The organism is Veillonella sp. VA137 (assembly GCF_003992015.1).
GTDB lineage: Bacteria > Bacillota > Negativicutes > Veillonellales > Veillonellaceae > F0422.
On the sequence record NZ_RQVK01000001.1, the window covers coordinates 80,580 to 105,301 of the forward strand.

The following is a 24,722-nucleotide window of genomic DNA, read 5'->3' on the forward strand; positions in this document are numbered from 1 at the left end:
CACACTGTTTATTAGGTGTTATTTTCATATATTATTACAGCATATGACGCATTTTTTCTTTTTTTGTATTTAAATATTTTGCATTAATACTATTGGCTTTAATCACAATAGGAACTCGCTTAGATACAGTGATTCCCCAACGCTCTAAATCCTCTTTCTTTTCTGGATTGTTCGTTAACAACTTAACACTTTTTACATCTAATTCACGTAACATTTGTGCTGCTAAGGAATATTCACGCATATCTGGAGGAAAACCTAATTTTACATTTGCTTCCACTGTATCATACCCTTGATCTTGTAGTGTATAGGCTTTAATTTTATTCGTTAATCCAATGCCACGCCCTTCTTGGCGCATGTAGATAACGATGCCTTCTCCTTGCTCTTCAATAGAGCGCAATGCATTTTCCAATTGTTCCCCACAGTCACAGCGATGAGAACCAAATACATCTCCTGTTAAGCACTCAGAATGAATACGCATCAACACATCAGATTTTCCACGTACATCACCTTTTACAATCATAAGATGTTCTTTATGATCTACTTCATTTTTAAACACAATGATGCGGAACTCACCGAACTTTGTAGGCAGTTTTGTTTCTGCTGCAATGCTTACTAATCTATCGTGTCGCTTTCTGTATTCCACTAAAGCTTCTACAGAAGCAATCTTTAAATTATGTTTTTTACTGAAAGCCAATAAATCATCCATACGTGACATATAGCCTTCATCATTGGTAATTTCACAAATTGCTGCCGCAGGATATAATCCAGCTAGTTTACAAAGGTCAATAGATGCTTCTGTATGGCCCTGGCGTACTAATACTCCACCTTCTTTGTAACGCAACGGAAATACGTGTCCAGGACGTCTAAAATCTTCTGGTTTTGCATTTGGATCAATGAGTTTTTGCATCGTTACAGCACGTTCTTCTGGAGAAATACCTGTGGTCGTATCCACATGGTCTACTGATACAGTAAACGCTGTTTCATGATTATCCGTATTCTTTTCTACCATTTGAGGAATACCAAGTCGTAGCAAATCACCTTCCAACATCGGTGTACACAATAAACCTCGAGCCTCTTTGATGATAAAGTTAATGCTTTCACGAGTAGCAAATTCAGCAGCCAAAACTAAATCACCTTCGTTTTCACGACTTTCATCATCTACAATAATCACAGGCTTTCCTGCTTTTAAGTCTTCAATTACTTCTTCAATAGAGTTTAATGTATAGGACATAAATATCATCCTTTCTATAAAAAGCCGTTACGCACTAAAGTATCCATCGTCACTGTACTAGTATTAGTAGACTCCAGATGAGTTTCTTTCATAAAATGCTCAATATAACGGCCAAAAATATCTGTTTCTAAATTCACTGTAGTACCAATAGTAGCATATTGCAAAATAGTGTTTCCAATCGTATGAGGTATAATAGAAATTTCAAACCAACCAGTTCCCACCTTGGAAACAGTCAAACTAGCTCCATCCACAGTGATAGACCCTTTGTATATAACATAGTGTAGAATAGCATCATCGGCAGCGATACGGAACACAATGGAATTACCTACATGATCTTTACCGATAATCTTGCCTTGACCGTCCACATGCCCTGCCACTACGTGGCCACCGAAACGACCGTTGGCAGCCATAGCTCGTTCTAAATTTACCTTACTTCCTGCTGAAAGATTTATTAATGATGTCATTTTAACTGACTCTGGCATCACATCTGCTGTAAATCTTTGGGCTCCTATGTTCGTGGCTGTTAAGCATACACCATTGACCGCTACGGAATCACCAATTCTTAAATCATCAAAAATGATAGTTCCTGCAATTTCAAGGGTAAGCGAGCTTTGGGAACGTTTTACACTCTGTATGGTCCCTATTTCTTCAATGATCCCCGTAAACATAAACGCCTTCTCTTCCTCTTCGATAACTAATTATTTTCATATTATCACCAACAGCCATCACTTCATCAATATCTAGCTGTACTGCTTCGTCTAAACTAGAAAAGCCTAAACCACCCACGGCTGGTGTAGCTCCAATACCTCCAATAATACGATTCCCAATATAGGTTACCAATTTATCAAAAGATTTAGTTTCTACAAAACTAGCCACCACTTGGCTTCCACCTTCAATGAGTAAACTCATACATTGACGAGCACCTAGTTCTTCCAAAATAAAGGAAATATCTAAACCTCTTTCATTGGATGGCGTCACAATAACTTCTGCTCCCTTATCACTGAAAGCTCCCATTTGTTCTAGCCCACACTCTTCGCCAACAAATATTGTTATATTGCGATTAGGTACTGTCCAAATGGTTGCATCTAGTGGAGTTCTACCTTTAGAATCTAGAATGTATAAATGCGGTTGATTTTCTATTGTTTCTTGTGGTAATCGACAGCTCAACAATGGATTATCAGCAATAATGGTACCTACACCTACAAGCATGCCATCTACCTCCTTACGGATGCGATGTCCATCGAGTCTCGCTTCTTCATTGGTAATCCATTTTGATTCACCACTAGCCGTAGCAATCTTTCCATCCATAGACATGGCAGATTTTAAAATCACAAAAGGCTTTCCTGTTTTAATGTATGTAATAAATGCTTCATTCATTTCCACACATTGTCGCTCTAATACACCAACCTCGCCTTCTATGCCCGCCTCTCGTAGCATCTCTAAGCCTTTACCGGCAACTAAAGGATTAGGGTCAATCATACCGATGACAACCCTTGAGATACCTGCGGCTATCACACGTTTAGCACAAGGCGGTGTTTTTCCATAATGTGAACATGGTTCAAGTGTTACATACAAGGTAGCGCCTCTGGCATCCATACCTGCTTGATGCAAAGCATACACTTCTGCATGAGGTTCACCTGCTTTTTGATGATATCCTTCACCAATGATGCGACCATCTTTTACAATAATAGCCCCTACCATTGGATTTGGAGATGTACATCCCCTTGCTTTCTCTGCTAATTCAATCGCTTTTGCCATATATTTTTCATCAGTTGTCATATGTGTCATGGCTCACCTCTACACAAAAAAGGGACTATATACATAGTCCCTTTAGCATTCCAAATATTTGATAGCCTATACAATAGCCATCAATATACTGTCTTTTCCCATCCAGACTTTACTGTCGGTTCCGGAATATTACCGGATCTGCTCCTAAAAGCTTGCGGACTACTATACCGCCGGTCAGGAATTGAGGTTTCCCTCGCACCTTGCCTCAAAGACTCCATTATTTGATGTTTATTCTTATTTCCTAAGATGAGTTTATTGTATCATAGATTTCTTGATATAGCAATGAAAGTTGCCATTCACCCTAACTATATCACAGACTTTCTAGTATAACTTGTTACATCAGTGCCAAGTTTTTCATATAACTCTTTTACAGTAAGTTCTTTTTTCATAACGGCTTGTAACTCTTGTTCCGTTACGCCAATAAAGGCAATAAAATCTACGCGTCCATATGGAGTCTCTAAAGATTGAAGTTCTCTATCAGGAATCGTAATAAAACCAACAATATTAGATTTACGATTTACGTCCATCCCCTCAGTTTGTCCAGTATAAATGTATTCATAAGGCTTAAAGATTTCTCCATCTTCTATAGTATTTCTACCAAGAATCTGTAAAATTTGAGCTACATTTTTGAGTTCTCTTTCTTCATCCTTATAGGCAGCTTTTTTTAATTTAATCGTAAATTCCATACCAAACCCACTTTTTGTTTTATCTTTACTTTCTTTATCATAAAGTTCAGTTATTCCATAGGTGACATATTTATAATAGTCCCCTCCGTCATGAATCGTTACTCTATCTATTGGATCTGGACCTCCAAGGTCCCAACGTATTAGAGCCACATAGTTTGTATGTAGCGAATAGCTTGGATACACAGAGTTTACTTCCGCTTCTATTGCCTCCATACCATATAGATTCGTTTTTTTAGCATTTGAGATAGTATGGTCATCACTCGCTTCTAAAGGTTCAATAGTTGCAAATTTATGGTTTGAGTCATTTAACTTAACTGTGTACATGTAGTGCTTTTCACCAGCATCATTTTTTTCCTCTGATTCAGCGTCGATACTAGAAGTGCTACTAACTGCACTAACGCTAGGCCTTTCCTCGGATTCATCATGGATAATGGAAGCGCTACTAACTCCACTCCTCTCCTCAGATGCGACACCATTCATTTCAGTATTTGCGACACCATTTCTCTCATCATATGAGATCCCATTATTCGCAAAAACCCCAAACCAAGTCATCCCCATAATGGCTGTTAATAGTAACATTTTTTTACTTACTTTCATTCTAACTCCTTTTTTCTACGTTCACAAAACAGTCGATATGTCTATTTTATTATATTAGCACAAGGCTATAATTATTGGACTGCATATAATTTAATATTCTCAGCAAACTATTATATGACAGATTTTCTCCTGTAACTTGTCACATCAGTGCCAATTTTTTCGTACAATTCTTTTTCAGTAATCTTTCGGTTCCTAATCGCTTGTAACTCTTTTTTTGTAATACCAATCAGTGCAATAAAGTCAACTCGACCATATGGTGTGTCAAGAGATTGTAAGTCCTTATCGGGAACTGTAATAAATGCAACAATGTTAGATGTACCTGCAATATCTATACCGATATTTTTCCTTAAAGAACTCCCCTTCACTAAATAAGTATCTTCATAAGGCTTTACTATATTATTTTCTTGTATAATATATTTTGCAAAATTCTGTAAAAGCAAAGCTATATAAAGCAGTTCTTTTCGTTCCTCTGATTGATTTTTATATTCACCACGTTTTAATTTTAATGTTAATTCTGTACCAAATCCACTTTTTGTTTGGTCCTTACTCTCTTTATTATGCAATTCTGTTAATCCATATGTAATGAAGTGAAAATAATCTTTTTCTTTATGTATGCCAATTTGCTCTAAAGGTTCTGTTCCGCCTGATTCCCAAGTTATTTTCGGTGTGTAGTATCTTGCATTCTCCCACAAGGGATGTATACGTTTCACTTCGTTTTCTATAGCATCCATCCCATAGCGGTGTGTTTCTTTTGCAACAGGAGTTCCTTCATCCTCTTTTTGTTCCCTAGGGGCAATATTAGCAAATTTGCTATTAGGATAGTTTGACTTAAAATCAAAGAAAGAAAGTCTACTTACACCAGCATTGAGTGTTTCTTCTCCCTCTTCAGTACCATATGCACTAGCAGAAGAACTTGTACCTGTAGCACTATGAACTGTTTCAGATATTATACCATCCATAGCAAAAGTCCATAAGCAGATTTGCCCCATCACAGCTGCTGATACAAATATTTTTGTACTTATTTTCATAATATCTCCTTTTTTAATATTTTAGAAAAACCTTCTATTTATCTAATATATAGCTATTACCATCTTCTCACACTATCTTCTAATTATTCTATTCGTTGCAGTAATACTTCTTCCATTGCTTTCATACGTTCTGATGTGACTAACTCATATTGTGAGTATACTTTATAAATTAATTCTAAACCATTTTTGTGTATTAATACATGTTATTTCTCTATCCTAATATTCTTCTATATCTTCTGTCATTTTTAACTTAAGTATACGTTGTTTACTAGAAAAAATCTATCTATTTCATATGTATCGATAACTAGAAATGATTTTTATCACATAATAGCATTCTATATATTACAATTTAGCATAGCAATTGTTTGTATATTTATGTCTTTTACCAATACTATTCTTCACAACGTTATCATTATATCAAACTTAATTGATAAAAAGTTGATATTTTAGGTATACTTTAAGCATTACGTATATTTTAAGCTATTTATAGAATATAAATTCAACAGAACTTAATGAAGCATCTTATAAACACCTATAAAATGATTAATCGATATGCGTAATAACTGAGAATATATGCTATGATGAGGACATAGTAAAGGTCTACTATCAACATCATTGTGAAAGGAGTGTATTTTTATGAACACCAGTCCAACTATTGGTAGTAACAACAGTTTTTGGGATCGTAAATGTAATGTAACGGAGCGCGGTTCCACCATTAAGCGAGAAATCTTTGCAGGTATTACAAGTTTTCTCTGTGTCTCTTATGTATTAGCAGTTAATCCTATCATTTTAGGTGCTAGCGGTATGAATGAGGGAGCTGTGTTTACAGCTACTGCTATCTGCGGTATTATCATTACTTTATTATTAGGTTTTTACACGAATATGCCCTATATTGGCATTTCAGGGATGGGGATTAATGCGTATTTTTCCTACACCGTCGTTATCCAAATGCACCACTCATTTATGTTTGCTTTGACTGCTGAACTAATTGCGGGTCTATTGATTTTACTCATTGCACTTACACCTATTAAGGATTACATTTTTGAGGCTATTCCACACAATTTAAAATTAGCAGTAACCGCCGGTATCGGTTTATTCATCGCCTTAATCGGTCTTAGTAGCGTTGGCATTGTTGTTGCGAATCAAGGCACGATTGTGGGATTAGGTAGCTTTACAGATCCAAATGTCATCATCGCCATGATTGGTGTCATTTTAATTACAGCAATGACCGCTCGTGGCATAAAAGGAACCATGTTCATCGCTATCATTGTCTGTGCCATTTTAGGTGTTTTTTAGGTATCACTAAGATTCCAGATAGTATTCTATCATTGCCACCTAGTATGGCTCCTGTTTTTATGAAGTTTGACTTTTCTGAATTAGTAACAGCAGACATGTTCTTCGTGGTTTTCACCTTCTTATTTGTTAACTTATTTAACATCGTAGGTGTATTGATTGGTCTCAGTGAACAAGCAGAAGTTCCAGAAGCAGATCGTCAACGAGTGAATGGCAAGTGTATGAAAGTAGCTGCTCTAGGTACTACTATTGCTGGTATATTTGGAGCCTCTCCACATATCGTAGCTGTAGAATCCGCCGCTGGTATTGCTGAGGGTGGGCGTACTGGTATTGCCGCCATTACATCTTCTATCTTGTTTGTAGTTGCTTTATTTTTTGCTCCATTATTGATGGTAATTCCAGCTGCAGCCACTGCACCAGTCTTAATTGTTGTAGGCTTATTCATGCTTATGTGTATTAAAACAATTAATTTTGAAGATATCACAGAAGGGATTCCCGCATTTCTAACAATTATTATGATGCCATTTACCTACTCCATCGGTGTTGGTATTGAATGGGGTCTTGTAAGTTATGTGGTTGTCAAAATATTAGCAGGACGACAAAAAGATATTTCCCTTATTATGTATGTACTAGCACTTATTTTTATCGTAAAAGAAGTTATGCCATTTATTATTTAGTTGGTAAAGGAGCCTTTTTATGATTAACTATAATTCTTACAGTCAAATGTCCAGTGTGGCATTGGGCAAAGAAAAAGCAAGTTTAGTATTAAAGCATGGCACAGTGTTAGATGTATTTAGTGAAAAGTGGGTTCAAACAGATGTGGCTATTGAAAATGGTGTCATTGTTGGTCTTGGATCCTATGAAGGTAAAGAAGAATTAGACTTACAAGGAAAATATATCGTACCAGGCTTCGTAGACAGTCATCTTCATTTAGAATCCACACTAGTTAATCCATCAGAGTTAATTCATCAGGCCCTACAATTTGGTACTACTACTTTCATTGTCGACCCTCATGAGGCTGGTAATGTAGCAGGGCTTGAAGGGATTCAATTTATCATTGATGAAACTAACGATGTGGAGGGACATGTGTATGTAATGGCACCATCTTGTGTTCCTGCCATCGATGGTGAAGAAACTGGTTGCATATTAGAAGCGCCAAAATTGAGCGAGCTTAAACAAAACCCTCGCATCTTAGGATTAGGTGAAGTGATGGATATTCCTCGTGTCATCAATGGAAATATTCCTATGCTGAAAAAGTTAGAAGTCTATGAGGACCGTGTTATCGATGGTCATATCATTGGTGTAAGTGACAAGGAACTACAAGCCTTTGTATTGGCAGGTGTACGTACGAATCATGAAGCCGGATCTTATGAAGAAGCAAAAGCTCAAGTCATGGCTGGTGTGCAAGTGTTAATTCGTGAAGGTAGCGCTGCTCATAATCTAGAAGCCATTGTAAAAGGCATCATTGAAGATGGTGTTTGTTGTGATAAATACTCTTTCTGTACTGACGATAAACATATTGAGGATATTATTGCTAAAGGACATATTAGTTACAATGTAAAACGCTCCATAGAACTTGGTCTAGACCCAATTCAAACTTATAAAATGGCCTCTTATAATTCCTGTGTAGCCTATCACCTTCGTGATCAAGGCGCCATTGCTCCTGGTTATAAAGCTGACCTTATTATACTAGATGACTATAAGGAAGTAACAATTCACGATATATTAATAGGTGGTAAAAAAATTTCTCGTACCTATACACATGAGAAGAAAACACCTACTCACCTATTACATACTATTAACATTGGTGAATTTAAACCATCTCAACTAGATTTACCTGTCACTGGTCCAATGCCAATCATTAATTTAATTCCTGGCACGTTGTTAACCAAGATGACACACGAAGAAGTTCCTGTATCCAATGACCTTTTCATAGAAAATGGCACATTTAATAAGATCACATGCATTGAACGTCATCATGCAACAGGACACAATGGTGTAGGGATTATCAAAGGCTATGATATTAAAAATGGTGCTATTGGTACTTCTGTAGCGCACGATGCACATAATGTCATCGTAGTTGGAGACAATGACCGAGATATGCTAGTAGTTATTGAGCGTCTGAAAGAAATCGGCGGTGGTTATGTCATTGCTAGTGAAGGAACAGTAATAGCAGAACTTCCCCTTGAAATCATGGGGCTTATTACAAATGAAAGCCATGAAGTTGTGGATGCAAAAGTTGCAGAAATGAAAGAAATTGCCTATTCTATGGGGGTAAACCGTGGATTAGATCCTTTTATTAATTTAAGCTTCCTATGCTTAACAGTGATTCCAGAAATTAAAATTACCACAAAAGGAATTGCTATTTTTGGTGAGTAATACATATTTTTATATACATCCCTTATACCTAGGAGGGACTTCGGCCCCTCCTTCCTTTTTTACAGTATCTACTTGTACAGTAGTAATCCACATACTTATTATAGAAACAATATGTTTCCCATGGTATTTAATCGTTCAATATATTATGATATGCAGAAAAGCAGCCCCCAAAAGGGCTGCTTTTTTCATTGTATACGGAGTTATTTAGAACATGCATCTAATAGGTAGGCAATGCCAATAAATGGAATGCCTGCACGTTCGCCTAAGCCGATTTCACATGTGGAGCTAGAGCTTACTCCTAGTGTTGCTCCATACTCTTTCACTTCATCTCCCAAATCGCGTGTAGCGGAATGGTTCAATTCAGGTGTGAAGAAACCTTTTTGCCCCGCGAAACCACAGCACGCAAAGGATTTAATATTGAATACTTCATCAGTACATGCTCGTGCAATAAGTTCAATATATTTTTCCTTACCAGCTTTTTTGATTTTACATTGTTTATGAACGATAACTCGTTCTTTACATTTCACAATGTCTAATTTAGGCACGATATGAGTATATAAAAATTCAGATACATCAAGAATCGTAACAGATTTGATATGTTTGAAAGCATGGGAGAAACATGCAGAATGATCAATAACAACTGGATATACTCCACCACAGCTTGCTTCTAATAAAGCATTTTCTAAATCGCGTAATGCACGTTTATCAATGTCTTCATAGTTTTCAAAGCTCAAACCACAACATAAGTTTTCAATATGAGGTGGATAAATGACATTATAACCTGCTTTTTTACATAAATTTTCCATCACTTGTTGCAAGCTACGAGTATCTTTTTGACCTTGATTTGGTTTGAATGCACGATTTGCACAAGTACTGAAATACACAACATTATCATTGCCTACAGTATTACGTTGGCTTTTCAATGTGTGGCGGTTAGCTTTTGGCAATGTAGTTGGAGCATATGGTGTCACACCTGTTAGTTTGTGAGCACCTTTTGTAATTTTAGAGATTAACTTATTAGTAATCACTTTACCTGCTGCACCACCTAATGTCACACCCATGCGGGCTGCAGCTAAGGTAGCTGGGAAATTGTCATAAATCGCTTCTGCAATACCATGACCTTTTGCTGTCACTTTACGAACAGATAAGGCGATTTGTGCTGTATCAATGCCTAATGGACATAGCATGGAACACATAGAACATGCTGCACATGTATCTACGCCATAGTATTGATAACCTTCAGATAATGCATCTGCTTCCGCATGTTTACCTTCTTGACGAAGACGTGTTTCTTCACGTACCAAGGAAATACGTTGACGAGGTGTCAATGTTAAATTTTTAGATGGACAGTTCTTTTCACAGAAGCCACATTCAATACACATATTGAACAATGGATCAATAGCAGCCATCGCTTTCAAGTTCTTTTTATATACATCTGGATCATCTGTAATGATAACATCAGGGTTGATTAGGTAATTAGGGTCAAATAATTCTTTGATGCGACGGTTAACTTGGTAAGCTTTAACACCCCACTCTAATTCTACAAAAGGCGCTACCATACGACCTGTACCATGCTCTGCTTTGATACTACCTTCCACAGCAGCGACTTGTTCTGCCATTTCTTTCACTAGTCCACTGAAATTATCACGTTCTCTTGGGTCGTTCAAATCTGGAGTAATGATAAAATGAACATTACCGCTTAAAGCATGACCAAAGATGATACCATTATCCATGAAATCATATTTACGGAATAATTCTGTAATGATACCGATGCCTTTAACAAAATCTTCAATTTTAAAACACACGTCTTCTGTAATTACCGTAGAACCAGATTTGCGTTGTCCTGCTGCAATTGGCAACAATCCTTTACGGATATACCACCAAGAATTATATTCTTCTGGATTCGTAGAGTATAAGCTAGGAATGATAGTTGGAATATCTTTTAATTGTTCTTTAATATATTCCACTTGTTCCTCTAATTCTTGCTCATTGTTACTTTCAGATTGGAATAGAATACAGCTAGTACCCTCTGGCACTCCACGTACAAAGTCCGGTACTTGTTCTAACTTTTGTACACTCTTAAGGCTGAGATAGTCCATCATTTCCGCAGATACTACATATTGACGTCCCATATTCGCTAACGTTACAACTGCGCGAGATGCATCGGATAGCTCTTTATAGAACACAAGGCCACAAGCCTTGAATTTTTTATCCTCTACTGTGTTGTAGACTACTTCGGATACAAATCCTAATGTACCTTCAGAACCGATAAAGATATGATTTAAAATATCCACAACATCTTCAAAGTCAACTAAGGTATTAATGGAATAGCCAGTAGTGTTTTTAATTTTAAATTTACGTTGGATTAATTCTACTAATTCAGGATCATCAAAAATCCATTGACGAAGGTCTAATAGGCCTTTTACAAGGTCTGCACGAGAGGTCATGAAAGCTTGTACACTAGATGGATCGCTAGTATCTAAAATCGTACCATCCACCAACACAACACGAACAGATTTTACTGTTTGATAAGAGTTTTCTACAGTCCCACAGCACATACCAGAAGAGTTATTGTTAAAAATACCCCCTACCAAAGCGCTAGCAATGGTAGCTGGATCAGGACCAATTTTACGTCCATAAGGAGCCAATTTTTCATTAGCATCAGATCCGATGACACCACAGTCACACCGTAATGCTTTACCCCCATCCAATACTTCCATACGTTTAAAGCCATCATTAGCCACCACTAACACATGTTCACTAGAAGCTTGACCAGATAAAGATGTACCTGCAGCTCTAAAAGTAACAGGTGTACCATATTGATTTGCTAATTTTAAAATACGAATGACTTCTGCTTCATTATTGGCTTTCACCACTACTTGTGGTACATAGGAATAACAAGAAGCATCTACACCATAGGCATAGCGGTGTAAAAAATCTGTAAATACTCGTTCAGGGCATACGGCCTGCGCTTCTGTAGAAAAAGAAGCAAAATCGTAACGTAACGGTGCTTTCATAATAGGACCTCCTAGCATTACTATATGTAGTATCATTTACGTGTTTGAACAACTCGTTCAAAAGGACATAGCTCTCTATATCTTATATATAGCTTACCATAGTAGTAGAGTTTAGTAAATTCTATAATTAATTTTTATAATTAGTACTATTACAAAAAAGTATAACAAATTTACAAAATTAAAATTATCTTATATAATAGACTATGAATGAAAGTAGGTGAAAACATGCACGTTTTAGGTGAGCACGTCTTAATTGATTTATATTCTTGCATCGATGAAAAAATAGAATCCCCTGCTGTATTACAAGATGCTATTGTAAACGCCTTAGCAATTACGAATCAATGTGTTGAGGAAATTGATTGCCAAATTTTAGAAGATGAAATCTTCTTGGTAGCCGTATCCCATCATTGCCATGTAATTCTTCATGCGTACCCACAATTAGGCTATGTAGCGGCAGATATATATACATTTGAAAAATCTGTAGAAACCAAAGTAATTATGAAAGAGTTACAACGTTCTGTAGGTTCTGAAAAAGTAAAGGCTACTAGTATCCGTCGTGGCGACTTCGGTAATGAAAGAGACATGAAGCCTCGCAAACAGTCTTCTCTGACTGCTATGGGTAGAGTCACACGCACTCGAACACGATTGACAAAAACTGGTAAAAATATTACTTCTAAGGGCGTAAAAGCTATCAAAAAAGTAATAGGAAATAACAAATAAACATCGAACATACTAACGGCTAGGTCATAATTGGAACTAGCCGTTATTTTGTTCGATATTATACTGTTCCAACATAAAAGGCTGAACCTAGGAATATCTCCTCAAGTTCAGCCTTATTATATACAAATGTAGTCAATTCAATTACAGTTGTAACGATAATTGTCTACCGCTTGGTTCATAAGCCGTAATCGTTACTCCCGCAGTTTGAAACAATCGTTTTGATGCTTGCACTTCTCGTGTATCTTTGTAATCATCACGCCAATAAATTACTTCTTTAATGCCACTTTGTATAATGGCCTTGGCACATTCATTACAAGGGAATAAAGTGACATAGATTTTACTGCCCTCTAAGGAACCACCACGATAATTTAATATGGCATTCAATTCACTATGAACGATATAAAAGTATTTATTGTCTTCGTCCCGGTTACGATTCCAAGAGAAATCATCATCATCACAACCTAAGGGCATACCATTGTATCCGATAGATAAAATTTTATTATCATCACTTACAATGCAAGCTCCTACTTGGGTATTAGGATCTTTAGAACGTTGCCCTGCTAACATAGCAACACCCATAAAGTATTCATCCCAACTAATATAGTCCTTACGTTTTTCCATAGGAACCTCGTTTTACTTGACTACAATATTAATTAACTTTTTAGGTACTACAATCACTTTCACAACAGTTTTACCCTCTGTAAACTCTTGTACACGTGGTAATGCTTTTGCAGCGGCTTCTAGTTCTTCCTTAGATAATGAAACAGATACTGTCAATTTATCCCGCACTTTGCCATTCACTTGAACTGCCACTTCTACCTCGTCTACCACTAGAGCAGATTCTTCATAAGTCGGCCAAGATGCAGCATGGACAGAGCCATCAAATCCGCATTCATGCCAGATTTCTTCAGTAATATGTGGTACAAATGGTGCTAGTAATAAAGTTAATTTTTCAACTAATTCTTTTGCTAAATCGCTTTGTACAGAGTCATGGCTATCTTTAAATTGGTACATAGCATTTACCAACTCCATAACAGTACTGATGGCAGTGTTAAAATTGAATTTACCATCTAAGTCTTCTGTTACTTTTTTGATAGCACGATGTAATTCACGACGTAATGCTGTTTCATCTTTGGATAAGCTATCATGATGACCTGTTGTACCTAATTGTTGGTATGTATCGATAATACGCCATACACGACCTAAGAAACGATAGGAACCTTCTACCCCTTGGTCACTCCAATCCAGATCACGATCTACTGGTGCTGCGAATAAGATAAATAAACGAGCTGTATCTGCACCGTATTTGGCAATGATTTCTTCCGGAGATACTACATTGCCTTTAGATTTAGACATTTTAGAACCTTCTTTTAACACCATACCTTGTGTTAACAAGGCTTTGAAAGGTTCATCCACTTCTACTAAGCCGATATCATGTAGTACTTTCACAAAGAAACGTGCATATAATAAGTGCAAGATCGCATGCTCAATACCACCAATGTATTGGTCTACATTCATCCAGTATTTTGCGATTTCTTTGTTGAATACTTCTTGATCATTACGAGCATCTACATAGCGTAAGAAATACCAAGAGGAATCAATGAATGTATCCATTGTATCAATTTCACGTCGAGCAGGACCACCGCAGCATGGACATGTTGTGTTTAGGAAGTTTTCAGATGTAGCTAATGGAGAAATTGCACCACCATCAAAGGATACATCTTCTGGAAGCTTTACTGGTAATTGATCTTCTGGAACTAATTGCTCTCCACATTTTTCACAGTACACCACAGGAATTGGACAGCCCCAATAGCGTTGGCGAGAAATCAACCAGTCACGAAGACGGAAGTTTACAGTTTTACGACCTGTTCCCTGTTCAGTGAAATAATCACCCAATGCTTGGCGTGCTTCTTCGGAAGTTTTGCCACTGAAGTCGCCGGAGTTCACCAATATACCATCTTCTGTAAAGGCAGCATCTAACGTTTGGAAGTCCAAATCTTGAGCACTATTTTGAATCACCCAATTCACAGGTAAATCATATTTTTTAGCAAAGGCATAGTCTCTTTCATCATGAGCTGGAACACCCATAACAGCACCAGTACCATAGTCTGCTAGTACATAGTTAGCAATCCAAATTGGCACTTCTTTGCCAGTGATTGGATGTGTCGCATAAGAACCTGTGAACATACCTACTTTTTCTGCTTCTGTAGAAGTACGCTCAATATCACTTTGGTTGCGCAATGTTTCAATGAAAGCTTCCAATTCTGCTTTATTGGATGCATCTTGAATCAATTCTTTTACATACGGATGCTCAGGTGCCAACACCACATAGGACACACCAAACAAAGTATCTACCCGTGTTGTATACACTTCAAAAGTTTTATCAATTTTAGGTACATGGAACGCAAATTGTGTACCTTCGCTACGACCAATCCAATTGCGTTGCATTGCTTTTACACGGTCAGGCCATTGGTCCAATGTATCTAAATCGTCTAGCAAACGATCTGCATAGTCTGTAATTTTAAAGAACCATTGCTTTAAGTCTTTTTTCACTACATCATTATCACAGCGCCAGCATTTACCATCAATAACTTGTTCATTAGCCAATACTGTATGGTCATGTTCACACCAGTTTACTTTGGCTTCTTTTTTATAAGCCAAGCCTTTTTTATAAAATTGTTGAAATATCCATTGTGTCCAACGATAGTAATCTTCTTTACAAGTCGCAACTTCACGGCCCCAGTCATAGGACAAGCCCAATTCTTTTTGTTGGCGCGTCATATTAGCAATATTATCTAATGTCCAATCTTTAGGAGATACGCCATTTTTAATGGCTGCATTTTCCGCAGGCATACCAAATGCATCCCATCCCATTGGATGTAATACATTAAAACCGCGCATTTTTTTGAAACGTGCCACTACATCACCGATGGAGTAGTTACGCACATGACCCATGTGTAAGTTACCAGATGGGTATGGGAACATCTCTAACACATAATATTTTTCTTTACTTGGGTCATACTCTGTTTTAAACACTCCAGACTCTTCCCAATATTGTTGCCATTTTTTCTCAATGTCTTGTGCCACGTATTTCTCGTACATGTTATGCCTCCTCAATTGTATGTATTAATACTCTTAAGTATACTCCAAGTCTTAGTCTTTAGGCAAAGACTTTTTTTCTTTTGTAATCGTTACAACACCTGTTTCATCAGTGTCTTTATGCGTTTTCTTAAACTGTAACACAATTTCTTTACCGTCTTTAGAAATCTTTGTCACTTCTGAAGTATCTGTATGTTTAGATTTTTTCTTCTTATCTTTCTTTTTCTCTTGTTTTTTTAGTTCTTTTTTATAATCTTTTTTGTCTGAAATTGCTTTCCCCTTTTCAGTACTATTTGTATTAGCACCATCTAGAGCAAAGCTCAGTACCGGCCACACATTACTAGCTTCAAAACCTTTGCGCCAAGCCGCGACTCCTGCAAGTTGTAATTCTTTTACAAGACCCACTTTATAGCTTAACGACTGTGGATCTTCAAACCAAATTTTTGTGAGTGTCCCCTCATATGGTTTCTTTTCATCATAAATACCATAGACACCATTTTTATTCGTCAACGTTAAATAATTACCTTTTAATCGCTCATCCCAGCGCATCACATCTCTGTATTCACGTTCTAAGTCCAACGCTTTGGACATGGCTAGTGTTTTACTTTTTGCTTTTCCTTCCCAAGAACCTTTCACCGGTATAGACCACTCACGCATATAAAATGGGATGCCCAATACAATTTTTGATGCTGGTACTTCTGAAAGCATTTGCTCTGTATGCTTTCTCACCCATGGATAGGAGGCCACTGGTCCTGCTGTATCACTAGATGCCCAAGTTTCATCATACGCCATAAGTACTACATAATCTACTGCATCTGCGTAGGCCTTGCGGTCATACACTAAAGACCAGTTTTCACTACTAGAATAGCCCGTTACATCAATAGAACTATGTAGGTTATAATCTCTCAATCCCTTAGCAAGAAAATCCACAAACTTAGTTAGCTGTGCTTTATCTTTGTAATGAACATTTTCAAAATCAAAGTTATATCCATCATAACCATACTCTGTAGCATAATTAATAAGACCTTGTTTGTATCGTTCCCACATCGATTCATTAGCGAGTATTTTACTAGTCATATCTGGATCGAATTGGTTTGTAATCAAAGGCCATACGCGATAGCCTTTTTCCTTATAACTATTCACATAGTCATACGATAGCTTAGAACTAGCTTTTAGACCAGTCGTAGTCAATTCAAACCAGCTGGGAGACATAATTGATGTACCATTCTGTACATACTTTTTATCATACGCCGTTTCTGATACTATAGGATCAAATACCATGGTGATAGGTAATGTAACTTCTTGTTTTTCTGGAATATACAACATAGGACCTACATATTGTGTAGCTTCAACTGCTGTTGTTGTATTGGAAAGTGCTGGAAAGGGAATATGGATTGCTGCCTCTGCTACTGGATAAGAAGCAAACAAACTAAATGCCGATATTCCTAGCACCATATGTTTCATAAATTGTAAGTGTTTCATAAGCGCTCCTTTTAACCTTTATATTATATCACATTCAGCCTATATAGTGGGAACACTATACTATTTCTCTAAAATTTATGGTACACTACAAAGGTAGGATTTGTTAGAAACATTTTAAATAGAAATAATAGGAGGTTCTATGCATCAATATTTATTTTTTATTGGAGGCTTTCCAGTACGCGCCTACGGTTTACTTCTAGCTTTAGGTATTATTAGTGCTGCTATTGTAGGCTACTTCATTATGAAAAAAGATGGCCGTGGATGGGAAAAACATATGGTGGATTTTACCATTACTGTTGCTATAGCTGGTATCATCGGTGCTCGACTATGGGATGTATTCTTCTTTGACTGGGGATACTATCATAATCACTTATTAGAAATTCCATACGTATGGCAAGGTGGCATGGCTATCCAAGGTGGCGTACTATTAGGTGCTATTGCTGGAATTTACTATTTAAAGAAACAGCAGGTAGACCCTTGGGCATTTGCTGATTTATTTGCACCAGCCCTTATGGTAGGTCAATCTGTGGGACGTATGGCGAATGTCATGAATGGTGATGCATTCGGTCATCCTACTGGGGGAAATTTCGGTATTCTCTATCCAGAAACTACTTTGGCATACCGCACTTATGGTAATCAACCATTATGGCCTGCTGAAATATGGGAAGGTCAAGTAGATATTATTTTGTTTGTTATCTTACTATTGGCTAACGTGTTCCCTCATAAAAAAGGACAAATTTTCTGCTTATATGCATTCTTGTATTCTGGCTTGCGCTTCTTCCTAGAATTCCTGCGTGGAGATTATGTAAACCTAACATTAGGCTTTAAGTCAGCACAGGTTACAAGCTTAATTGTCATGGCCATATCCTTTGGTATCTGGCTATACCTTCATTATAAAGGAACAACGGATACGCATATATTCCCTACAGAGAAAGGCAAAAAAAGAAAATAATGATTCATTAGTTTCAACACAAAGTGATGCCTATACAATCAAACTAATAACAAATATAAAGAGGAAAGGATGCGCATAGCAAATCCTTTCCTCTTTTTCTTATCTATAAAATTTCAAATATCGCAAAATTCTCTTGCCTTTGCATATGTAAAGCACTATATCTATCAAGTACAAAACTATTCATTAAAACAGTAATTCTTCTGCTACAATTAATGCCTCTAGTTCTTCTAATGCACGTTGAGCAATTAATGCATTCTTTTCTTTTTTCTTACGTACTTTAGCTCCCCAAGGTTCCATGATTCCGAAATTGACATTCATTGGCTGGAAATTAGAACCTTCATAGGCACTGATATAATGACTTAGACCTCCAAGAGCTGTTGTTTTTGGGAATGTAACAAATTCTTTATCCTGTAATACACGTGCCACTTGGATGGCTGCCATCATACCCGCCGCTGCTGATTCTAAATACCCTTCCACACCTGTCATTTGACCAGCAAAGAACAATCGTGGGTTAGATTGCAATTGAAATGCGTGGTTTAACAGTTCTGGAGAGTTAATATACGTGTTCCGATGCATCACGCCATAGCGAATAAATTCTGCATTCTCTAAACCTGGAATCATTTGGAATACTCGCTTTTGTTCGCCCCATTTTAAATGCGTTTGAAAGCCCACTAAATTGTACATAGTAGCTTCTTTATTTTCCTTGCGTAACTGCACTACTGCATGCCACTCAATATTGTTCCGCGGATCTACGAGACCAACCGGCTTCAAAGGTCCATAGCGCAATGTATCTACCCCACGGGATGCCATAATTTCCACAGGCATACAACCTTCAAAATAGATTTCTTTCTCAAAATCTTTTGGTTGTACTACATCGGCTGTAGTTAACGCTTCATAGAAAACATCATATTCTTCTTTCGTCATAGGGCAATTTAAATAATCTGCATCCCCTTTATCATACCGTGAGGCTGCAAATACTTTATCGTAATTTAAAGACTCTGCTGTTACAATCGGCGCTGCCGCATCATAGAAATAAAAATCTTTAGAACCAGTTAACTCTTTAATCTTAGTCCCTAACGCTTCTGATGTGAGTGGACCACTTGCAAAAATAACAATACCTTCATCTGGAATCTCTGTCACTTCTTCATGAATCACTGTGATTAAAGGGTGTTCTTTAATACGTTCTGTGACTCTTTTGCTAAAAGCATGACGATCTACAGCCAAGGCACCACCTGCTGGAACTTGAGTAGCATCGGCAGATTCCATGATTAAAGAGTCTAAACGACGCATTTCTTCTTTCAAAAGCCCCACTGCATTTTCTATCGTATTCGCACGCAAAGAGTTAGAGCATACTAACTCTGCAAATTGATCTGTATGGTGAGCCGGTGAAGACACTTTGGGACGCATTTCATATAAGTGCACAGGAATACCACGCTTAGCCAGTTGATAAGCTGCCTCAGATCCAGCAAGACCAGCTCCAATAATAGTTACAAAATCTTTCATTCTTTATCTTCTTTCTTTGTTCTAGGTTTACGTTTTGGCCTTGTTTCACAGTCAGGATTGGAACAAAACTCTTTTTTATTTCCATTTTTATATACTTTTTCAGCCATTAAGCTACCACAAACGGGACAAGTTTTATCAATAGGTTTATCCCACATTGTAAAATCGCAAGATGGATACCCTTCACAACCATAAAAAACACGACCTCTCTTGGATTTACGTTCTAAAATCTCATGAGATTTACATTTAGGACATGTCACTCCCGTGCTAACTGTAATGGACTTAATATTTCGACAATCTGGAAAGTTAGAACATGCTAAATATTTACCATAAGGCCCTAATTTATAGACCATATCATGTCCACATTTTTCACAAAGGATACCACTCTTCTCTGCCTCCAGCTCTATCTTCTCAGCCGATTCAGCTGTGTATAATTCCTTTTCAAAACTATCATAAAATGAATGGATAACAGCTTCGTAGAAGTTAGTCCCTTGTGCAATATGGTCTAAATCTTCCTCCATAGAGGCAGTAAATTTCGTATTAATGAACTTTTCAAAATGAGTTGTTAAAAATTCCACCACGGCAAATCCTAAATCAGTAGGAATAAATTGTTTATCCTTACGCTCCACATAATTCCGTTTTAAGATCGTATCAATGGTAGCTGCATACGTACTTGGTCGACCAATTCCCTGTTCTTCTAATACTTTGATAAGACCTGCCTCAGAATAACGGCTTGGAGGTTGCGTAAAATGCTGTATACCATCCATAGAGATAGGCATAATAGCTTGCCCTTCCTCTAGGGCTGGCAGTATATGGTCATCCTCTTTTTTAGCGTCTTCATAGACTTCTGTAAAACCTTTAAATATTACACGATTTCCAGAAGCCTTCAATGTATACTCATCTACGTGAAATTGCATAGTTATCGTTTCACTTTTCTGTGGAGCCATTTGACTCGCTAAAAATCGATTCCAAATCAAGGTATATAATTTTAACTCATCACTAGATAGATAGGACGCTACCGCTTTAGGTGGTAATTCCAACATGGTAGGACGAATCGCTTCATGCGCATCTTGAGCATTCGCCTTCGCTCCAAATGCATTTGGTTTACTCGGATAAAACTCCTTCCCAAAGGTCTTGAGAATATAGACTTTAGCCGCTTCTTGCATTTCCTTTGATACCCGAGTGGAATCCGTACGCATATAGGTAATTAAACCTACATGACCATAGCCCCCAATTTCTTTACCTTCATATAAATGTTGTGCTGCAGACATAATGCGCTTTGCATTCATATTCAGTTTGCGTACACCTTCTTGTTGCATCGTCGACGTCGTAAATGGAGCTGGTGCTTTGCGACTACGTTGCCGTGATTGTACAGAACTAACTACACTTTCACGGTCACGAATAACACGTAACACTTCATTACTTTCTATCTCATTAGAAATCGTTAGCTTTTCATCACCTTTGTGTGTCACTACCACATCAAATTGTTCATTCTTAGCTGTTTGATACACACCTTCAATAGTCCAATATTCTTCTGGAATAAATGCTTGGATTTCTCGTTCCCGATCGCAGATAATGCGTACAGCTACAGATTGAACACGTCCGGCACTAAGTCCTTTGCAAATCTTTTTCCACAACAACGGACTTAATTTATAGCCTACAATACGGTCCAACACACGACGAGCCTGTTGAGCATCCACCATATGCATATCAATCGGTCTAGGTGTTGCCATCGCCTCTTGAATAGCATGCTTGGTAATTTCATTAAATGTCACTCGACATGGCGTAGTACCATCTATATTTAAAATATGTGCTAAATGCCAAGAGATGGCTTCTCCTTCACGGTCAGGGTCAGTTGCCAGATACACAGCCTTCGCCTTATCTGCTTCTTTGCGCAAATCTTCAATAACAGCCTTTCTACCTGGTACATTCAAATATCTAGGTAAAAAACCATTAGTTATAGATACACCCATTTGCATTTTAGGTAAATCCCTTAAATGGCCCATGCTAGCTTTTACCACATAATCATCACCTAAAAACTTTTCAATGGTTTTTGACTTTGCTGGTGATTCCACGATGATTAAAGTTTTTCCATCTTTTTTGAAAGTTCGTTTATACTCTATTTCAATCGGTTCTGGACGCATGACCAAAGGTCTAGACTCTGGTACGTTGGCGCTTGTTTTGACAGTTTCTTTTGTATCTTTGTCTTTTTTCTTCTCCCCTGTAACGAAGGATCTAGTAATGGCCAAAAATCTTCCTCCTCTAAGTATGTAGCACGTACCCCTGAGGGGTGTGTGTAATCATTTGTTTTAGCTCTAATTGTAACAGCAATGTATGAAGATTTGATAAAGGCAATTGCGTGGTATGTACAAGTTCTTCAATCGTTGTATTTCCACCAGGATTCATAGCCTTCAACACACTTTGTTCTTCTTCATTCACTATGTTTACTTTATTACTATCCATGTTACTATACTTTGCGACTTTTTGCCAACCATATTCACGCAATACTTGTTCAGGATCTGTTAATACTGTAGCTCCTTGTTGAATCAACCAATGATTTCCATCACAAGTATGCGTCAATACATTACCAGGTATGGTAAATACATCTCTCCCTTCATTAATCGCCATATCAGCAGTAATCAACGATCCGCTACTAGCTTTTGCTTCCACCACAATAGTGCCTCTCGTCATACCGCTGATAATTCGATTTCGTGAAGGAAAGTGATGACTCTTTGCTTGCATATGCGGTCCATATTCTGATACTAGCAATCCATCTTTTTCTAAAATTTCTAAAAATAAATTCCGGTTTGTTCTTGGATAGGTTACATTTAAACCGCAGCCCATAACAGCAATCGTTGGAGTTTGTCCTTGCAAGGCCCCTTCATGGCTAGCACGATCGATCCCCATGGCGCCTCCACTAACAACAATAATGCCTAAATTAGATAAAGCCCGTCCAAAGTGTCTAGCTACTTGTACACCATAGGTAGAGCACTTTCTAGCGCCTACCATCGCCAAAGAACGATCCGTATGTTGCAACACTTCTATATTCCCACGTCCATACAACACTCGGGGACTATTATAAATTTCTAATAAAGATTTTGGATAGTATGGAGATTCCCAAGTAAGCACTTCCATATGATAACGCTCTAAATCTTCTTCTAATTGTAATAGAAAGCTTTCATTGATAGGACGGCGAATTTCATCAAATAATTCATATTTACAACCCAATGATGGTTCCACATTGTGATGTAACACATGATGCCAAGCTTCTTTGGCACTTTCGTAATAGGTAAACAAATTACCTAAGCTTGCATTTCCTAATCCTACTACATGTTGGAGAGCACTCGCATAAATTTCATCTTTCATTTACAATCCCTCCTGTACCTGCCGATAACTCAAGGCTTCTGACACATGCTCTGTTAAAATCTCCTCAGATTCTGCTAAATCAGCGATTGTTCTTGCCACTTTAATAATGCGGTCATAGCTACGTAAACTCAAATGTAATGTAGTAAAAGCTGAATCTAGCAATTCTTTAGCTTGCTCAGAAAGTTTCACATACATTTCTATATCACTATGACTTAAATGTGAGTTCACCCCAATATTCGTCCCTTTATATCTTTCAGTTTGCATAGATCTAGCACGGATAACACGGCTACGTACTTGCTCTGTACTATCTTCATCCTTAGGGGCATATATCTCTGTTAAAGTAGGTCTTTCTACGGGTACTACTAGATCCATTCTATCCAAAATAGGTCCTGATAACACTCGTTGGTATCTTTGAATTTGCGTAGCTGTACAAGTACATCGATGATCTTCTTCCGTTCCAAACCATCCACATGGACATGGATTCATAGCCATGACAACAATACAATCACTAGGATAGATGGTTGCCATTCCAATCCGTGCAATATGTACTTGTCGTTCTTCTAAGGGCTGTCTCAGAACCTCTATGACAGGCCTACGAAATTCTGGTGCTTCATCCAAAAATAAAACGCCTTTATGTGCCAAGGTAATTTCTCCTGGTTTGGGCGGTTGTCCTCCTCCCGCCATAGCTACTAATGTACTCGTATGATGAGGACTGCGAAATGGTCGTTGTTCCATTAATCGGCCACTTTTTAATAAACCCATTACACTATAAATGTGGCTTACCTCTAGTTGCTCCTCCCGTGAAAGAGGAGGCAATAAAAACGGCAATCGTTTAGCTAACATGGTTTTTCCCGAACCTGGAGGTCCTGTCATCAGTAAATGATGACCACCAGCAGCAGATATTTCTAAGGCTCGTTTTGCCATTACTTGCCCTTTTACATCTTGTAAATCTAGTATTTCCGTACTATATTTTGATGGCACTATAGCTATCTGTGCACATAGATTTTCTTTCTTTTCAGGATGCTCTAATACTTCCACAACTGCAGCTAATGTAGATAGTCCATATACAGGTATAGAGGCCCCACTAATAGCCTCTTCATGATTTCCTATAGGCACAATAATGTCTTTTACCATAGAAAGATAATTATTGTCATTCCTTAACTCCTGATTTGTCACTCCCATCACCATAGATAACATCCCCATCACTGGTTGCAAGGAACCATCTAGCGATAATTCTCCTATAAATATATGGTGATTCCAATGTATAGACTCCTTTTTCTTGTGTTTTCCCGATTCTTGAGCGGCCAAAATTCCCATGGCAATGGCTAAATCTAAAGAAGACCCATCTTTACGAATATGGGCAGGTGCTAGATTGACCACAATTCTCTTCATAGGAAACTCAAAGCCACCATTTTTGATAGCCGATCGCACTCTCTCCTTTGCCTCTTTCACAGAGGTCGCTGGTAAACCAACAATATCAAAGCTTGGTAGACCTGGGCTAATATCTACTTCTACGGTCACCACATATCCATCAATACCATTCACACATACTCCATAGGTTTTTGCATACATGATACTCCTCCC

At 37.7% G+C, this 24,722-nt stretch carries 16 protein-coding genes, 1 pseudogene and 1 riboswitch; of the genes and pseudogenes, 4 read left to right on the forward strand and 13 right to left on the reverse strand.

The features are described 5' to 3' along the window. Window positions 1-34: 34 nt before the first annotated feature. From EO116_RS00405 to EO116_RS00425, 5 genes are all read right to left on the reverse strand, one after another. Window positions 35-1,231, reverse strand: a complete 1,197-nt coding sequence (locus tag EO116_RS00405; protein ID WP_127160163.1) for a bifunctional 3,4-dihydroxy-2-butanone-4-phosphate synthase/GTP cyclohydrolase II — start codon at window positions 1,229-1,231, stop codon at window positions 35-37. A gap of 14 nt (window positions 1,232-1,245) precedes the next feature. Beyond that, window positions 1,246-1,899 (reverse strand): riboflavin synthase, encoded by a 654-nt coding sequence (locus tag EO116_RS00410; RefSeq protein WP_009353516.1) that lies wholly within the window; start codon window positions 1,897-1,899, stop codon window positions 1,246-1,248. After that, window positions 1,880-3,010 (reverse strand): bifunctional diaminohydroxyphosphoribosylaminopyrimidine deaminase/5-amino-6-(5-phosphoribosylamino)uracil reductase RibD, encoded by a 1,131-nt coding sequence (ribD, locus tag EO116_RS00415; protein ID WP_164726020.1) that lies wholly within the window; start codon window positions 3,008-3,010, stop codon window positions 1,880-1,882. Before ribD ends, EO116_RS00410 begins: the two co-directional genes overlap by 20 nt. A gap of 95 nt (window positions 3,011-3,105) precedes the next feature. Continuing rightward, a riboswitch (FMN riboswitch) is annotated at window positions 3,106-3,236 on the reverse strand. 88 nt (window positions 3,237-3,324) lie between these two features. Beyond that, window positions 3,325-4,302: a suppressor of fused domain protein gene (locus tag EO116_RS00420; RefSeq protein WP_206168298.1), complete on the reverse strand. Its 978-nt coding sequence runs from the start codon at window positions 4,300-4,302 to the stop codon at window positions 3,325-3,327. 110 nt (window positions 4,303-4,412) lie between these two features. Beyond that, the gene (locus EO116_RS00425; protein WP_127160165.1) at window positions 4,413-5,330 is read right to left on the reverse strand and encodes a suppressor of fused domain protein; all 918 of its coding nucleotides are present in this window, start codon (window positions 5,328-5,330) and stop codon (window positions 4,413-4,415) included. A gap of 636 nt (window positions 5,331-5,966) precedes the next feature. On the opposite strand from EO116_RS00425, the pseudogene EO116_RS00430 reads away from it, so the two are divergent. Continuing rightward, window positions 5,967-7,300 (forward strand): annotated as a pseudogene (locus tag EO116_RS00430) (NCS2 family permease). Between the two features lie 19 nt (window positions 7,301-7,319). Then, window positions 7,320-9,002, forward strand: coding sequence for an adenine deaminase (ade, locus tag EO116_RS00435; RefSeq protein ID WP_127160166.1), 1,683 nt, complete (start codon window positions 7,320-7,322; stop codon window positions 9,000-9,002). 200 nt (window positions 9,003-9,202) lie between these two features. On the opposite strand, the gene EO116_RS00440 is transcribed toward ade, so the two are convergent. Next, window positions 9,203-12,019, reverse strand: coding sequence for an FAD-binding and (Fe-S)-binding domain-containing protein (locus EO116_RS00440; protein WP_127160167.1), 2,817 nt, complete (start codon window positions 12,017-12,019; stop codon window positions 9,203-9,205). A 225-nt stretch (window positions 12,020-12,244) separates the two neighbouring features. Between EO116_RS00440 and EO116_RS00445 the strand changes: the two genes are divergently transcribed. Next, window positions 12,245-12,739 (forward strand): S-adenosylmethionine decarboxylase family protein, encoded by a 495-nt coding sequence (locus tag EO116_RS00445; protein WP_164726011.1) that lies wholly within the window; start codon window positions 12,245-12,247, stop codon window positions 12,737-12,739. Window positions 12,740-12,880: 141 nt separating this feature from the next. On the opposite strand, the gene EO116_RS00450 is transcribed toward EO116_RS00445, so the two are convergent. The 3 genes from EO116_RS00450 to EO116_RS00460 are packed head-to-tail and all read right to left on the reverse strand — an operon-like array spanning window position 12,881 to window position 17,320. After that, window positions 12,881-13,360, reverse strand: coding sequence for a dCMP deaminase family protein (locus EO116_RS00450; protein WP_127160169.1), 480 nt, complete (start codon window positions 13,358-13,360; stop codon window positions 12,881-12,883). Window positions 13,361-13,372: 12 nt separating this feature from the next. Next, window positions 13,373-15,841, reverse strand: coding sequence for a leucine--tRNA ligase (gene leuS, locus EO116_RS00455; protein ID WP_127160170.1), 2,469 nt, complete (start codon window positions 15,839-15,841; stop codon window positions 13,373-13,375). Window positions 15,842-15,892: 51 nt separating this feature from the next. After that, entirely contained in the window at window positions 15,893-17,320 is a 1,428-nt protein-coding gene (locus EO116_RS00460; RefSeq protein ID WP_127160171.1) for a glycosyl hydrolase family 18 protein, read from the reverse strand. Between the two features lie 139 nt (window positions 17,321-17,459). On the opposite strand from EO116_RS00460, the gene lgt reads away from it, so the two are divergent. Further along, window positions 17,460-18,272 (forward strand): prolipoprotein diacylglyceryl transferase, encoded by an 813-nt coding sequence (lgt, locus tag EO116_RS00465; protein ID WP_127160172.1) that lies wholly within the window; start codon window positions 17,460-17,462, stop codon window positions 18,270-18,272. 183 nt (window positions 18,273-18,455) lie between these two features. Here lgt and trmFO read toward each other — a convergent pair whose 3' ends face one another. Genes trmFO through EO116_RS00485 form a run of 4 tightly spaced genes read right to left on the reverse strand, consistent with a single transcriptional unit; the run spans window position 18,456 to window position 24,710 of the window. After that, window positions 18,456-19,775 (reverse strand): methylenetetrahydrofolate--tRNA-(uracil(54)-C(5))-methyltransferase (FADH(2)-oxidizing) TrmFO, encoded by a 1,320-nt coding sequence (gene trmFO / locus EO116_RS00470; RefSeq protein ID WP_127160173.1) that lies wholly within the window; start codon window positions 19,773-19,775, stop codon window positions 18,456-18,458. Continuing rightward, on the reverse strand, window positions 19,772-22,021 hold the full coding sequence (topA, locus tag EO116_RS00475) for a type I DNA topoisomerase (protein ID WP_127160174.1): 2,250 nt from the start codon (window positions 22,019-22,021) through the stop codon (window positions 19,772-19,774). Before topA ends, trmFO begins: the two co-directional genes overlap by 4 nt. 13 nt (window positions 22,022-22,034) lie before the next feature. Then, window positions 22,035-23,138: a DNA-processing protein DprA gene (gene dprA, locus EO116_RS00480; RefSeq protein ID WP_127160175.1), complete on the reverse strand. Its 1,104-nt coding sequence runs from the start codon at window positions 23,136-23,138 to the stop codon at window positions 22,035-22,037. Then, the gene (locus EO116_RS00485; RefSeq protein WP_127160176.1) at window positions 23,139-24,710 is read right to left on the reverse strand and encodes a YifB family Mg chelatase-like AAA ATPase; all 1,572 of its coding nucleotides are present in this window, start codon (window positions 24,708-24,710) and stop codon (window positions 23,139-23,141) included. Between the last annotated feature and the right edge of the window lie 12 nt (window positions 24,711-24,722).

Bases quoted from the DNA above. Each gene is read 5' to 3' on its own strand.
- ribD (WP_164726020.1), bottom strand. From the start codon at position 3,010: ATGACAACTGATGAAAAATATATGGCAAAAGCGATTGAATTAGCAGAG.
- EO116_RS00485 (WP_127160176.1), bottom strand. From the start codon at position 24,710: ATGTATGCAAAAACCTATGGAGTATGTGTGAATGGTATTGATGGATAT.
- lgt (WP_127160172.1), top strand. From the start codon at position 17,460: ATGCATCAATATTTATTTTTTATTGGAGGCTTTCCAGTACGCGCCTAC.
- EO116_RS00440 (WP_127160167.1), bottom strand. From the start codon at position 12,019: ATGAAAGCACCGTTACGTTACGATTTTGCTTCTTTTTCTACAGAAGCG.
- EO116_RS00410 (WP_009353516.1), bottom strand. From the start codon at position 1,899: ATGTTTACGGGGATCATTGAAGAAATAGGGACCATACAGAGTGTAAAA.
- trmFO (WP_127160173.1), bottom strand. From the start codon at position 19,775: ATGAAAGATTTTGTAACTATTATTGGAGCTGGTCTTGCTGGATCTGAG.
- EO116_RS00420 (WP_206168298.1), bottom strand. From the start codon at position 4,302: ATGAAAGTAAGTAAAAAAATGTTACTATTAACAGCCATTATGGGGATG.
- dprA (WP_127160175.1), bottom strand. From the start codon at position 23,138: ATGAAAGATGAAATTTATGCGAGTGCTCTCCAACATGTAGTAGGATTA.
- EO116_RS00425 (WP_127160165.1), bottom strand. From the start codon at position 5,330: ATGAAAATAAGTACAAAAATATTTGTATCAGCAGCTGTGATGGGGCAA.
- ade (WP_127160166.1), top strand. From the start codon at position 7,320: ATGATTAACTATAATTCTTACAGTCAAATGTCCAGTGTGGCATTGGGC.
- EO116_RS00405 (WP_127160163.1), bottom strand. From the start codon at position 1,231: ATGTCCTATACATTAAACTCTATTGAAGAAGTAATTGAAGACTTAAAA.
- EO116_RS00460 (WP_127160171.1), bottom strand. From the start codon at position 17,320: ATGAAACACTTACAATTTATGAAACATATGGTGCTAGGAATATCGGCA.
- leuS (WP_127160170.1), bottom strand. From the start codon at position 15,841: ATGTACGAGAAATACGTGGCACAAGACATTGAGAAAAAATGGCAACAA.
- EO116_RS00450 (WP_127160169.1), bottom strand. From the start codon at position 13,360: ATGGAAAAACGTAAGGACTATATTAGTTGGGATGAATACTTTATGGGT.
- EO116_RS00445 (WP_164726011.1), top strand. From the start codon at position 12,245: ATGCACGTTTTAGGTGAGCACGTCTTAATTGATTTATATTCTTGCATC.